This window comes from Peribacillus sp. NPDC096540 (assembly GCF_050278525.1).
Classification (GTDB): Bacteria; Bacillota; Bacilli; order Bacillales; family DSM-1321; genus Peribacillus.
Genome location: NZ_JBNNTG010000006.1, coordinates 78,157 through 92,151, shown reverse-complemented (window position 1 = coordinate 92,151; position 13,995 = coordinate 78,157). Strand labels below are relative to the sequence as shown.

The window sequence follows — 13,995 nt, the reverse complement described above, 5'->3', positions numbered from 1 at the left end:
TATTGACTAAGATCCACTTTGCCGCCATCTTCGATATGGATGGCACCCTATTTCAAACAAATAAGATATTAGGCTCTTCACTTGATAGAACGTTTGAAATCCTTCGATCAGAAGGAAGCTGGACAGGAGATCCCCCCCTTTCCACGTACCAAAAGATTATGGGAGTCCCATTAACAGTTGTTTGGGAAACCTTATTACCAAAGCATCCCTTGCATATTCGCAATCAGGCGGACCAACTTTTTTTAGAATGTTTGAATCAAGAAATCAAAGAAGGAAAAGGTCAGCTTTTTCCTCATGTCATAGAGACCTTGTCAACGTTCAAACAGCTTGGAATTTCTATTTTCATTGCTAGCAACGGTCTTGAAAAGTACTTGGAAGAAATCTGTTCATATTTTGGGATAAATGAATATGTTAAAGACATATACAGTGTGGAAAGGTCTTCGAAAGGCTCGAAGACAGACTTAGTGCGAATGCTATTGAAAGACTATCAAATTGAGAAAGCCATCCTGATTGGTGACCGAAAATCCGACATCGAAGCAGCAAAGGTAAATGGCTTAGTGGCTGTAGGCTGTCAATTCGGATTTGCCGCTGAAAATGAATTGGCAGATGCAGATATACTCATTACTGATTTTCTAGAACTACAAACTTACATTTCTAAAGGGATACTAAAGACCACTTTCTAACAAGTTTTCCTGATCTGCCAGCATCACGGCTATCTTATCCTGTATGGCTGTGATGCCTTTTTCTTCTACAAAGTTATTCAAGAGAATGGAAAAGATGATTTTCTCCCCTCTTTTGGTCGTCACATAACCAGATAAGGAGCTCGTCCCTGAAATTGTCCCCGTTTTCGCTCGAACGTTCTCTGTTGCATTAGTCTTTTTCATCCTCTTTCTTAGCGTCCCGCCAACCATTCGTTCTTCAACACCTGCAACTGGCAATGCATTTAAGTATTCAGGAAACCATGTTTTTTCCTGAACGGCATATAGCAACCTCGTAATTTCATTTGCTGGGATCATATTGACTTGGGAAATGCCGGACCCATCACGCATCTTAATCGTATGCATATCGAGGCCCATTAACTTCATCTGGCTTTTTGCCTCTTTCAATCCATCTTCCCAGCTTCCATCTCCGTTTGCCGCTTTACCCATTTCTTTTATCAACACCTCGGCATGGCTGTTATTGCTCAACTTCATGAAAGGAATAAGAAGTTGTGAAAGCGGCATTGATTCATGAGTGGCAATTATCCTCGCATCTACTGGCGTTTTACCTTGCTTCTTTTCACCGACCACTTTGATTCCTTGTTTCTTCATTGATTTTTCAAATAGATTTAGTGCATACTCTGTAGGATCTGTCACCGAAAACCACTCTTTCGTTTTCCCAGCATGTTCGGGAATGGTCCCGGTTACCGTTATAACATTTTTGCCATGAAACCGTTCGACATCGATTTTCTTCTTTCCGTCCGCTGCTACAGTTTTTGTTTTGTTTATGATTTCCACGTACTCGGTTTCCGGTTTCATCTTCACTGTTGCCTTTTTACCAGCTTTTTTACCAGGAGATATCTCCACGAGAATTGTCCCGGTATCATAGTCTTCATTCGGGGAAGCCGTTAAAGCTGAAACTGCTGCTCCGTAGTATTCGTGCTCATCACTCCAAACTAAGTCCTTTGAATAACGAACATCATCATACCAGGTGTCATCCCCAATGAGATTTCCATGAACGAGCTGAACTTGATTTTGCCTCAGGGAAACTGCCAACTCTTCAAAGTCCTTTTCTAATAACGTAGGATCTCCTTTTCCTTTCAGATACACATCCCCCTGCAGAACATGATCGACCTGCACTCCTTTTATGTACAGTTCCGTTTGAAAAACAAAATCATCACCTAATGCTTCAAGTGCTGCCGCAGCAGTCAAAAGCTTCAGATTCGAGGCAGGCCTCAGTCTCGTTTCCGAACCGCGTTCATAAATCAATTCTCCCGTTTCTGCTGAACGAATGGAAATTCCCACCAAGGCCCCTGCCAATGCAGGTGACTCATTCAAAATACGTTGAATTTCCTGACCTAGAACTCCCTCTTCATTCGACGCCTGCATCGATTCTCCATTAAAAAAGCAAATCAAAAACAGGAAGAATATAAAACTCAACTTCCTTTTATATGTCAAACATACCACTCCTACTCTGAAAAAAGACTCATCCCTACTATCTTGTCCATTTTATGGTCAGATAAAAAGTGAAGATTGATTCACTTGAAAGTTTCCCCTAATACATATACAAAAAATCCCCCAACTATTCGAGCGAAGTTTCAGCTAGTCATTTAACAAATCTAGACTTTTATCAATAAACGTCCCCATGCCTATTAGGGCTCTCTTTCATCCCCTAAGATGATATTTAGGGAACTTTTCTGAAAGTTTATCCGTATAAGTATTAAGACACAGTAAGGAGTGAACATATGTATTCAATGATTCAACCGCCCACGAAGAAAATTTCGAAAGAATCCGTTAAAGTTTGGCGGATGACTGAAACCATTACCAATCTTGTAATCCTCGCCGTCCTAGGCATTCTACTGTATGCCGATAATTTTTTCACTTGGAAAGAATGGATTGGATGGACTTTAACCGGCCTTATCGTATTACTATTTTTTCATGCAATATGGTCCATCTTTATTGAACCAATACTTTTGCAAAAGTATTGGCGTTACGACGTGAGCGAAGAATTCATTCAAACAAAACAAGGAGCATGGAAGGAAACTCACGAACTCATTCCGATGACAAAAGTACAATCAGTCAAGTTGAACCAAGGTCCGTTTTTGCGGAAATATAATCTTTATTCGATAAGTATCGGAACAATGGGTGCTTCCCATGACATACCTGCCATTTCAGAGAAAGAGGCGTATGAACTACGAGATAAGATTGCCCATTTCGCAAAAATTAAGGAAGTGGAATAACAATGGAAGAACATGCAAAACGGTTACACCCGTTCAAAATCCCTTTCGAATTAGGAAAAGTAATGAAAGGGAACTTGTTTTTTATTATCATGCTTTATGTACTTAACTTCGGTACTGAAAAGACATATATGAAAGTGCTCCAAATCGGGTTTCTAGTTTACTTGGTATGGCGAGTTATTTCAGTTATCCTTCAATGGTATACATATAAATACCAAATTAAAGAAGGAACCGTTCATATTACATCAGGGCTTATCTCCAAGTCGTTTCGGACAGTTCCGCTTCTTAAAGTACAAAACGTTCAACGACGTACAACTCTATTCCACAAACTTTTCAACTTAACTTCTTTAACATTTGAAACCGGGATGACCGGTGATCAAGGTTCTGTACCATTTGAGGTTATATCTCAAAAAGAGGCCAAACGACTTGAACATGAATTTTCGATAAAACAAGAACTTTCCGTTATGAAAGACGAGGGTTCTGAGGAAGAAGAGATCCCGGAAAATGTTGAATCGGTTTCTGAAAAGACGATTCATTTTACACCGACCAAACAGGATGTGCTGAAGGCCTCCTTTACATCCCTCAGCTTCTTAGCGCTTATTCCAATTGTCGCTACTATTTATAATACACTCGATGATTTTTTCAATATGGAGGATGCCGAGGGGTTGCTTGCAACGCTATTAGATACATGGTGGATTGTAACCATCACCCTCATCGGCATTATTTGTATAGCCGTTGCATTCGGAATTATTTCTACGTTCGTTAAATATGGAAAGTATGAAATATCATCAGACCATGAACGCGTGTATATCAAGAAAGGTGTACTTGACGAATCTGCTTTTTCAATTCAGAAAGAAAAAGTACAAGCAGTCGAGATCACCCAATCACTCATTAAAAGAATGCTTGGTTTAGCGGAGGTAAAACTGATAAGCGCAGGAAGTACAGGCGATAAAGAACTTGAAACAAATACTCTCTACCCCTTTTTATCGGTTGACCGTGCGTATGCGATGATAGAAGAGATTTTACCTACTTACAAAGTGGAAAGGTCGATGGAACTCTTATCGAAACAAGCGCTCAAAGTACGAATGTTGCGGCCCAGCTTTTTCTGGATTTTTACGACTGTGGCAATCTATTATTTTAAACCGGCCATATGGTATGTATCAGTGATTTTACTTGTCCTTATTTACACATTGAGAATATTAGATTACAAAAATAGTCGTTATTTGTTAAATAACGAGTTTATTCAGTTAAAATCAGGAAGTTTAGAAACATCACTGTTTATTACAAAAAGAAGCAAAGTCATTCAAATTGAAGTAGAACGCTCGAAATTACAAAAACTCTTCGGGCTTGCCTCAATTGAAACTGTTAACCGCTCCAAGCCAGTGCATCATACAAAGCTTCAAGACGTATCAGTTGAATATGCTGAAGAGTTTTATACTTGGTATACTTGCCGAACACAAAATATTCAAGTCGAATAAGAATAAAGAACGGAAGAGTTGACTATGACAGTCAGCTCTTTTTTTATATCATCTATATCCCCTCTTTCAACATTATTAATAATTATAAGAATATTCCAAATTAAAGCTTCAAAAAAATAAAAACAAGCCGAAATATCTATTGAAGCCATTAAAAAAATTTGAAGTACATAAGGAGCATCGTCCACATGAAAAGACTAACAAAATGGTATTTTAATTCTCTAAAAAACCAAATTTTGATTCCTTTTTTAGCTTTGATCATGATTAGTGGATTAGTCATTTCTTATAATAGCTATAATAATAGTCTTGATTTGAGAACCCAGGAACTAACGGTATCGACGAAAGAGCAAGTAAAATCAATAAATGATTCTTTCGAGATTTTTTTTCAAAAAACGGAAGATCATTTAGAGAGAATAAGCAAGTATTCAATCATGAATTCTTTTAATAAGGACCCTGAATCTATAATGGCTGAGTTTTCTACCACACAGTCAAGTAATGAGGAAATAAATGGATTGTATATAGCCACCGAGAAGGAAGGAAAAACCTTAATATTCCCTAAAACTGTTTTACCAGTTGACTTTGATCCAAGACAGAGAGATTGGTATCAAGCTGCATTGAAAGAAAAAAATAAAATTATTTGGACGGAACCATATACCGATAAAGCAACGAACACACTTGTCATTACCGCAGCCAAGACCGTTTATGATGGGGATAAATTGATAGGGGTACTCGGTGTCGACATTTCAATTGATACTTTAATCACGATGGTTAATCAAACTGAATTGGGTGAAACTGGTTATTCTGTCTTGTTGGATAAGAAAGGATCATTCGTTACGCATCCAGATAAAAAGAAAATCCAACAAAATATTTCAGGAGAAAATATTTTCAAAAAAATGAATAGCGAATCTGGAACAATGATTGAGGAATATGAAGGAAAAAGCCGAATCATCGGTTATGTATCCAACCCAAAAACAGGATGGAAAATAGCAGGTGTAATAGATGAAAATGAAGTGAAGCTCCGTGCCAATTCGATGATAATTGATAATATCATCACACTGATAATCGTCTTTACCGTCACTGCCGTTTCTGCAATCTTCATCACTCGATCTTTAACGAAACCCATAAATAGGCTACAAGAATCCATTCGAAAAATGACTGATGGTGATTTCACTTCCAATAATTCCGTTTTCAAGAAAGATGAAATTGGGCAGCTTGCAGAATGCACAAACATAATGACCCGGAATATGAGTCACATGCTGGAAAAAGTTAATAACCTCTCCCATAAAGTATCCGATTCCTCTATGACACTCGTTGCCAGTGTAGATGAGAATTCTGCTTCGGCAAATGAAGTAGCCTTGACTATGGAGCAAATTGCGGCGGGGGCCATAGACCAAATTGAAATCGGTCAAAATAATGAAAAGGCTGTAAAGCTTTTGGCTGATAAAATCAATGATTTAGAGGAACGTACGAGCAAAATGTCCCTGGAATCTGATAATATGTTCAAGGCTTCGGAAGATGGAATCGTTCAAGTCCAAAACCTAAAACAGCAATTCAATGAAACGACCCTGATTTCCAATAAGATGAGCAAGGCGGTTAAATCATTGGATGTACGTTCCGGTGATATTAGCGATATTGTAAAGACCATTAGCGGAATTGCGGGGCAAACTAATTTACTCGCTTTAAATGCAGCCATAGAGGCAGCAAGAGCTGGTGAACATGGAAAAGGCTTTGCAGTGGTTGCTGATGAAGTTAAAAAATTGGCCGAGCAAACGGAAATATCTCTGAAGGAAATCTCGAAAATCATTCATGCCATGCAAACTGATACAACGAATACCGTTAATTTAATTGACCAAGTCAATCAAAAAATCCATCACCAGGATACTTTTGTAACCGATACAGAAAACGCCTTTAGTCACATAGCAAAGATTATCGATAACACATTCAGCAATTTTGACGAAATTAAAAGGATGATGAACGAGATGGTCGCTCAGGTCACACAGATGTCTAGTAATGCAGAGCATTTAAACTCAATCAGTCAGGAAACTGCAGCCGGTACTGAAGAAGTATCTGCTTCTGTCGAAGAAACGAATGCCTCAATGGAGCAATTAAATGCTCTTGCTAGTGAATTAGATACCCTATCCCAGGAATTGCACAACGAAATAAAAAAATTCACATTCTAACAAAAAAGGACGGCCCCTAAAGGATCCGTCCTTTTTATATCCTAATCTATTAAAGAGGTCTACTTTTAGTAAGCGTTTCGTCTGTTTCTGTAATTCCTGAGTAGGAAGAATGTGCTTTTCTCTCATCTGCATCAACTAACACAAGTAGCTTGCCATTCTTTACATCTGTTTCATATCGATTTGCCTCTTCTTCAGGTATGCCTAGACCAATTAATGTACCGGCCAGGCCGCCTGTACCAGCTCCCACGGCTGCACCAGCCAATATCCCTCCGGTCGCTGCACCAGCAGCAAGTCCTTCTTCAACTTTTGTACCCGTTTCTTCATTCACTGTCCTTAATTCTTCTTTATCTTTCGCTACGACTGAAATATCATCACGATTATATCCTTGTGCTTGCAAAGCCTCAACTGCCTTAATGGCCTCTTCTCCAGTTTCATATACACTAATTATACGTTTATCCATATCTATCATCCTCCTTAAAGAATGTAAATTTGTCTCTCCCTTTACGTACCCTGAGAAATGAAAAGAATAAACGTTTTTTAATAGGAAAATATTTTTGATTTAACCTTTTCTTAAAAAGGGTATATATAATTATAGTATGCATATTTTTAGGAGGTTTTCTTTTTGCTAATCGAGTTACTTAAAGATTTAGTATCTATTGACAGTTCATCAAAAGAAGGAGCCAACGAGGCAGTTGAATACTGCGTGGAGTGGCTTAGCAAGCAAGGACTTATCGTGAATGTAATAGTAAATAACGGGTACAAAATGCTTGTAAGCGAGATTGGCAGCGGAGAAAAAACCGTGATTTGGAATGGCCATGTCGATGTTGTCAGCGGGACGCCGGATCAATTTTTCCCTGAGATTCATGAAGGGAAATTATATGGACGTGGGGCAGCTGATATGAAAGCGGGGATTGCAGGCATGATGTGTGCATTTTCCGAACTAAAAGATAGAGACTTAGGTCTGAAAATCCAGCTCCAAATCGTATCAGATGAAGAAATTGGTGGTTTGAACTGTTCTGGATATTTAGCGAAGCATGGTTATAGAGGGGACTTTGTAATCTGTGCAGAGCCGACACAGTTAGGCATCGGCCTCCAGGCCAAGGGAGCCCTTCGTCTGGATATTGAAGTATCCGGTAAATCCGCACATGGAAGCCGGCCATGGGAAGGAGTGAATGCTATTGAAAAGGCATATGATCTCTATCAAAAAATTAAAGAACTTCCCTTTACCCGGGATAATTCTCCCCTTTACACATCCCCCTCACTTAATTTGGCTAAAATAAAAGGTGGAGATGTCTATAATAAGGTACCGGATGCCTGCTTACTCAGTCTTGATATCCGTTATCTTCCCACCCAAACCATGGAGGAAATTATTGCACAGATTGAAAGCGTGACAGGAAATACTGTTCATCTGAACATGTACAGTAAGCCTGTAAAGACCGAAGAGAATGACCCATTCATCACTCTTCTTCGTCCAATTATTGAAAAGAATACCAATCAGAAGGCTATCATTTTCGGGCAACATGGCTCCGCTGATACTGTCTTTTTTGCAGCCTATGATATCCCTGCAATTGAGTTTGGTCCAGAAGGTGAGAACTGGCATGGCGACAGAGAATGTGTAAGCCTCGAATCTGTTGCTATTTATCAACAAATGCTAGTCGATTTTGCTTCCGAATTCGTTTTGTCTTAATTTATTACATGAAAAAAGCCGACATCCCTTAGCTGTAGGCTTTTTTCATGCGTCTATTATTACAACGAAGAACTTCTTTTTACTATATGAAGAGATGATAGTAAAATCATTGAAAATCCCACAATTAAAAGAAAACCTCAAGAACTGAAATTTCCACTTCACAAAGAATAAAAATTGAAAACGCCATCCTCTAAAAAATTGTTGCATTCAACTTTTTTTACGTGCTTTTTTACAAAAAATACAGGTCTTTGAACCTAAACGAGATACAACCATGTTTTATCTTTTTAAACAAATTATACCATTATATAAAGGCTGTTAAACAAAAAATCTATTATTTTGACAAAATACATAATATAGGAGCATTTAAATAATTAGTTCTTTTTACCTGGTTTATATTACAATTGTTTATCAACAGAAACGTTTTTGTAACACAATTACTATTCCAACGAAACAATATTGTCATATAGACCTGTTATTCTAAGTCTACGATTTAAAACAAAGGAGACTATTCATTTGAAAAAAATACTACTTCCAATTTTCACTGCTTTCTTCCTGGTATTTAGTTTTTCCGGAGTTTCATCGGCTGCTACTACTACATACAAAGTTAAAAGTGGCGACACACTATGGGGTATCGCTAACAAACATAATATAACAGTCAACCAACTAAAAAGTTGGAACAACCTTAAAAAAGATCACATTAAGCCAAAACAAGTTTTAAAGGTTAAGAAAACTTCGACCTCTGCTAAACCTAAAGCTAAAACAACATCATCCAAGAAATATAAAACGATCACCGTCAATGCGACCGCTTACACAGCGAACTGCAAAGGTTGCAGCGGTATTACAGCATCAGGTCTTAACTTAAAGAAAAACCCTAACGTAAAAGCAATCTCAGTCGACCCTAAAGTCATTCCACTAGGAACAAAAGTTCATGTAGAAGGATACGGGGAAGCCATCGCTGCAGACAAAGGCAGCGCGATTAAAGGGAATAAAATTGACGTCTTCTACTCTTCTCATACAAAAGCAATTAATTGGGGTAGAAAAACGGTAAAAGTTAAAGTCTATAATTAATAATAATCAACAGCCTGGATTCTATCAGGCTGTTTTTTTCTTTTCTTTAACACTTCTATATGACAAGTTTCGTTATTATATAACTAAATAGAACTCCCTTCACCTATATTTCCTTGAAGAAAGAACAAGTAGGATCCAAGTTGCTACATAATCATTGTAAAGCATGTTTGACTTTCTATCGTGGAAAAGTTGTAAGCCTCTTCCCTCGTTTCCAAATTGCTCATGGAACAGCCCTCCTCCAACTTCAAATGAATGACTTCTCGCCTCATTTCTTCTGTATAAGTGTTAGAGGGGTGTCCCTTTTTGGTCATAGAAAAATCCCCTCCCAAGTAAACTCTCTCTTGTTCCTTATGAAAGAGTTTATAAAATCACCCGAGGAGCTGCACTCATGACAGAGACAGAAGTAGATATACGATTACACCTGTATATCATACGATAAAGATTTACTGAAAATTCCGTCAATGTTATGATTAAGACATCCTAATTAAAAGAGAGGTGCGCACTTTGAATATTGTCATTATTGGGGCTGGTGCACTAGGTTCCTACTTTGGTGGAAGGTTACAACAGGCCGGACAGCACGTTCAATACCTTGTCCGAAAAAAACGCGCCCAACAATTGAAAGAAGATGGCCTAAGTATAACTAGCCCTCATGGAAACTATGATTTTAACGAGCTACATATCATAGAGGATGTAAATGATATAGAAGAAGTTGATCTAGTGATTCTTGCCGTAAAAGGCCAGCACCTGCAGGGGACCCTTCCCGACTTGAAGCTTCTTGTTAAAAAAGGCGCGAAGGTCCTTCCGCTTTTGAATGGATTAGAACATATCTCCATTTTACAAGACGAACTAAGTGAGGCGGCCGTCATAGGGGGAAGCGCGTTTATTATAGCTACCCTAGACGAAAAGGGCCATGTAATACACTCCAATGATAATCACGATTTAATCTATGGCCCGCTTCATCCCTCGCAAACAAAGATTTGCGACGATTTTGAACAGGCAGTCAGTTCCGCTATAATGGGGGCAAGCAAAACGGAAAACATTTTAATCAGGATGTGGATTAAATACATGTTCATTACCGCTTTCTCGGGTGTAACAACTGCGTCCAACCTCCCTATTGGCACGATACGGAGATTCACTGAAACCAATAGGTTACTAGAAAATGTCCTTATAGAAATGAAGAAACTGGCAAATGCTTATAACGTCGGAATAACAGAACAGAATGTTGCTCAGGCACTAGAAAACATGCAAGGCTTACCGGACGAATCAACCTCTTCCATGCATCAAGACCGTCGAAAAGGCCAAACCCTTGAAGTAGAGCATTTACAAGGTGGAGCACTGCGTCTCGCTGAAAAGGTCAATTTGAAACTTCCCGTTATTGAAACCCTTTATGCACTCATAAAACCGTTTGAAAATTGATTTTCTCAAGTACCGGTGCTACACCGGTACTTTTTTTGCGTCCGTTCAGGGTAGATCTTAATTGAATTCTATATTACTTCGAATTCCTCCTTTTCCCTTCAGCTACTAAACTATCATCAAGACCAAAAAGAACAAAAAGAACAATATCACCAAAAGAATATTCTGACTCTTCCTTCTGTTACACTAAAGTCAAGTTAAGAAAGCGCTATCATATAACAAAGGAGAATGCACCTTGAAAATATTAAAAAATCTAACCGTTCAGGTCATCATCGGTATTATTCTAGGTATTACAGTCGGTTTCTTCTTCCCTACTTTCGGTGAACAGCTGAAGATATTAGCTGATTTATTTATTAAAATGATAAAAATGGTCATTGCACCAATCATCTTCTTAACTGTCGTCATCGGAATTGGCGGCATGGGCGATATGAAGAAGGTTGGCCGTATCGGCGGAAAGGCGTTACTATATTTTGAAATCGTTACCACCTTCGCCCTTGCCATTGGAATTATCGTAGTAAATATGTTAGGACCTGGTAAAGGTTTCAACATTGATTCAGTCGAAGGCGGAGATGTATCACAATATACAACAGCCGCTTCCGAAACAGAACATGGCGCAATCGCCTTCATTTCTAACATCATCCCTGATAATGCTGTTGCTGCAATGGCTGGCGGAGACTTGCTCCCTATTTTATTCTTTGCCGTATTATTCGGATTATCAATGGCTGCGATGGGACCAAAAGTACAACCTGTCGTCTCCTTCCTTCAACATATTGCTGATATATTCTTCGGCATAGTCAGTATGATTATGAAAGTATCTCCATTGGCAGCGTTTGGGGCAATGGCTTACACAATCGGTAAGTTCGGTCTTAGTTCTCTAAGTTCCTTAGGTCAATTAATGGGTAGCGTTTACATCACGATGGCTCTATTCATTATTCTTATCCTTGGTACAATCGCAAAAATCTACGGCTTTAATATTTTCAAATTCATTGCCTATTTAAAAGAAGAGATCTTATTAGTATTAGGAACATCTTCATCGGAATCTGCTCTTCCAAGCGTGATGAAAAAATTAGAAAAATACGGTTGTTCAAAATCCGTAGTCGGTTTGGTTGTCCCAACTGGTTATTCTTTTAACCTTGATGGCACATCCATTTACTTATCCATGGCAGCAATTTTCATCGCTCAGGCCTATGGTATCGATTTAAGCATCTGGCAGGAATTAACCCTTCTAGGAATCTTGATGTTAACGTCTAAAGGAGCTGCCGGTGTAACAGGATCTGGTTTCATTACACTTGCTGCAACATTAGCTGCATTCCCGATGATTCCAGTTGAAGGTATGGCTCTTCTATTAGGGGTTGACCGCTTCATGTCTGAAGCACGTGCCATCACTAATCTTATCGGTAACAGTGTTGCGACTGTTGTTATCTCTAAATCAGAAGGCGAATTCAATCCAAATCAAGCTCTCACCGACAATGTGGGTGAAGTAGCAGTCTCCTCGGAAAAATAAAATAAACTATTAATATAGAGGTGTGCAACTTGCACCTCTTTTTTTTGATAATCTATTATTTTATTAAACCTTCCCGATTTTTGTCCAATTTCCCTATGTCTTCTTCCCTTTATTACAATGGCTCCAAAAAAAGCCAATCAAATAAATTTAAGAATCTCCAAAAAGTGTTTATAATTTTATATAACAGGTATTGGTATAAAGTTAAAAGATTTTTTAAGTAGTTTGATAGATTTAACCAAAATGGGAGGTTTTATCATGAAGGATTACGGATTATTTATTAACGGTGAGTGGTCTGATTTTGGACTAGAAAAAATTGAAGTGAAAAATCCGGCAACTGATGCAGTCGTTGCCACCGTTCCAAAAGGTGGTGCAACTGAAGCAGCCAAGGCTGCCGATGCTGCTTATGAGGCCTTTACAGGTTGGGCATCACTCTCAGTCTATGAACGTGCTGATTTAATTTGGAAATGGCATAGATTAATCGATGATAATAAAGAAGAATTAGCTAGAATCATGACAGAGGAACAAGGTAAACCCTTAAAAGAGGCTCTTGGGGAAATGACCTATGCTAATGGGTTTTTATCTTGGTTTGCTGAAGAAGGAAAACGAGTGTACGGTGAAACAATTCCTGCTTCCGTGTCTAATAAGCGACTATTCGTTACTAAACAGCCAGTCGGAGTGGTAGCCGTCATTACACCATGGAACTTCCCTGCAGCGATGATTACGAGAAAAGTGGCCCCTGCCCTTGCTGTCGGCTGTACGGTCGTCATTAAACCGGCCAATCTGACTCCTATTACAGCTTTAAAAATGGCAGAATTAGCAGAAGAAGCTGGTATTCCAAAAGGCGTCATCAATGTCGTGACAGGGAAATCATCAGAAATTGGTGAAACCTGGCTTCAAGATACACGGGTCCGTAAATTGACATTCACCGGTTCAACTGAAGTCGGTAAAACCTTAATGAGGGGCTCGGCCGATACGGTAAAAAAAGTCTCACTTGAACTTGGCGGTCACGCTCCTGCCATCGTCTTTGAAGATGCTGATCTTAATAAAGCAGTCGATGGCATTATCAGTTCTAAATTCCGTAATGCTGGACAAACATGTGTCTGTTCAAACCGCATTTATGTTCACGAATCCATTCAAGAAACCTTTATCGAAAAGCTTGTTGCCAAAGTCAACGAACTGAAAGTAGGCAACGGGCTAGAAGAAGGCGTCGACATTGGTCCACTTATTGACCAAGATGCGGTGGATAAGGTTCAAAAACAAATCGATGAAGCAATCAGTAGCGGAGCTAAACTCGAAGCTGGTGGAAAATCAATCGGTGGGCTTTTCCTAGAGCCAACTATTCTTTCCAACATCGATGATAGCATGCTCTGTATGAAGGAAGAAACATTCGGTCCATTAGCTCCAATCGCCTCCTTTAAGACGGATGAAGAAGCTATTAGGCGTGCAAATGACTCCATTTTCGGTTTAGCTGCATACGTGTTTACCGAAAATATCACCAAAGGCATCAAAGCCACTGAAGCGCTAGAATTCGGAATTGTCGGCTTAAACGACGGACTTCCCTCCGTTCCACAGGCTCCATTTGGTGGCTTCAAGCAAAGTGGACTCGGCCGCGAAGGTGGACACCAGGGCATTGAAGAGTTCTTAGAAGTAAAATATATTTCTTTAGGTTTGTAATATGTTCAAGTGCCCTTGATTATTAGGGAACCTTTCTTAAAAAGAAAAACGGGACCAAC

Annotated in this window: 12 protein-coding genes; 9 read left to right on the top strand and 3 right to left on the bottom strand. The window is 39.0% G+C overall.

Features of this window, described 5'->3' with window-relative positions:
- The first annotated feature begins 11 nt into the window (after window positions 1-11).
- Window positions 12-683 carry an HAD hydrolase-like protein gene (locus ACQKMR_RS08325; RefSeq protein WP_427696947.1) on the top strand — a complete coding sequence of 224 codons (672 nt, stop codon included), beginning with the start codon at window positions 12-14 and terminating at the stop codon, window positions 681-683.
- Here ACQKMR_RS08325 and dacB read toward each other — a convergent pair.
- The gene (dacB, locus tag ACQKMR_RS08320; RefSeq protein ID WP_427696946.1) at window positions 666-2,087 is read right to left on the bottom strand and encodes a D-alanyl-D-alanine carboxypeptidase/D-alanyl-D-alanine endopeptidase; all 1,422 of its coding nucleotides are present in this window, start codon (window positions 2,085-2,087) and stop codon (window positions 666-668) included. The genes ACQKMR_RS08325 and dacB overlap by 18 nt on opposite strands.
- Window positions 2,088-2,443: 356 nt before the next feature.
- Here dacB and ACQKMR_RS08315 point away from each other — a divergent pair, with 356 nt between their 5' ends.
- From ACQKMR_RS08315 to ACQKMR_RS08305, 3 genes are all read left to right on the top strand, one after another.
- Window positions 2,444-2,938, top strand: coding sequence for a PH domain-containing protein (locus ACQKMR_RS08315; protein ID WP_427696874.1), 495 nt, complete (start codon window positions 2,444-2,446; stop codon window positions 2,936-2,938).
- Window positions 2,939-2,940: 2 nt separating this feature from the next.
- On the top strand, window positions 2,941-4,413 hold the full coding sequence (locus tag ACQKMR_RS08310) for a PH domain-containing protein (RefSeq protein ID WP_427696873.1): 1,473 nt from the start codon (window positions 2,941-2,943) through the stop codon (window positions 4,411-4,413).
- A gap of 185 nt (window positions 4,414-4,598) precedes the next feature.
- Complete coding sequence (locus ACQKMR_RS08305; RefSeq protein ID WP_427696872.1) at window positions 4,599-6,590, top strand: methyl-accepting chemotaxis protein; 1,992 nt, start codon at window positions 4,599-4,601, stop codon at window positions 6,588-6,590.
- A gap of 49 nt (window positions 6,591-6,639) precedes the next feature.
- On the opposite strand, the gene ACQKMR_RS08300 is transcribed toward ACQKMR_RS08305, so the two are convergent.
- Entirely contained in the window at window positions 6,640-7,050 is a 411-nt protein-coding gene (locus ACQKMR_RS08300; protein ID WP_427696871.1) for a general stress protein, read from the bottom strand.
- A gap of 162 nt (window positions 7,051-7,212) precedes the next feature.
- Between ACQKMR_RS08300 and ACQKMR_RS08295 the strand changes: the two genes are divergently transcribed.
- Together ACQKMR_RS08295 and ACQKMR_RS08290 are read left to right on the top strand one after the other, a co-directional pair.
- Window positions 7,213-8,277 carry a M20 family metallopeptidase gene (locus ACQKMR_RS08295; RefSeq protein ID WP_427696870.1) on the top strand — a complete coding sequence of 355 codons (1,065 nt, stop codon included), beginning with the start codon at window positions 7,213-7,215 and terminating at the stop codon, window positions 8,275-8,277.
- A 513-nt stretch (window positions 8,278-8,790) separates the two neighbouring features.
- Window positions 8,791-9,345, top strand: a complete 555-nt coding sequence (locus ACQKMR_RS08290; RefSeq protein WP_427696869.1) for a 3D domain-containing protein — start codon at window positions 8,791-8,793, stop codon at window positions 9,343-9,345.
- 143 nt (window positions 9,346-9,488) lie between these two features.
- Here the strand turns inward: ACQKMR_RS08290 and ACQKMR_RS08285 are convergent, their stop codons facing one another.
- Complete coding sequence (locus tag ACQKMR_RS08285) at window positions 9,489-9,656, bottom strand: hypothetical protein (RefSeq protein ID WP_427696950.1); 168 nt, start codon at window positions 9,654-9,656, stop codon at window positions 9,489-9,491.
- Window positions 9,657-9,840: 184 nt separating this feature from the next.
- Here ACQKMR_RS08285 and ACQKMR_RS08280 point away from each other — a divergent pair, with 184 nt between their 5' ends.
- From ACQKMR_RS08280 to ACQKMR_RS08270, 3 genes are all read left to right on the top strand, one after another.
- Complete coding sequence (locus tag ACQKMR_RS08280) at window positions 9,841-10,761, top strand: ketopantoate reductase family protein (RefSeq protein WP_427696868.1); 921 nt, start codon at window positions 9,841-9,843, stop codon at window positions 10,759-10,761.
- 232 nt (window positions 10,762-10,993) lie between these two features.
- Complete coding sequence (locus ACQKMR_RS08275; protein ID WP_427696867.1) at window positions 10,994-12,262, top strand: dicarboxylate/amino acid:cation symporter; 1,269 nt, start codon at window positions 10,994-10,996, stop codon at window positions 12,260-12,262.
- Window positions 12,263-12,517: 255 nt separating this feature from the next.
- Window positions 12,518-13,936 carry an NAD-dependent succinate-semialdehyde dehydrogenase gene (locus tag ACQKMR_RS08270; RefSeq protein WP_427696866.1) on the top strand — a complete coding sequence of 473 codons (1,419 nt, stop codon included), beginning with the start codon at window positions 12,518-12,520 and terminating at the stop codon, window positions 13,934-13,936.
- Window positions 13,937-13,995: the final 59 nt, after the last annotated feature.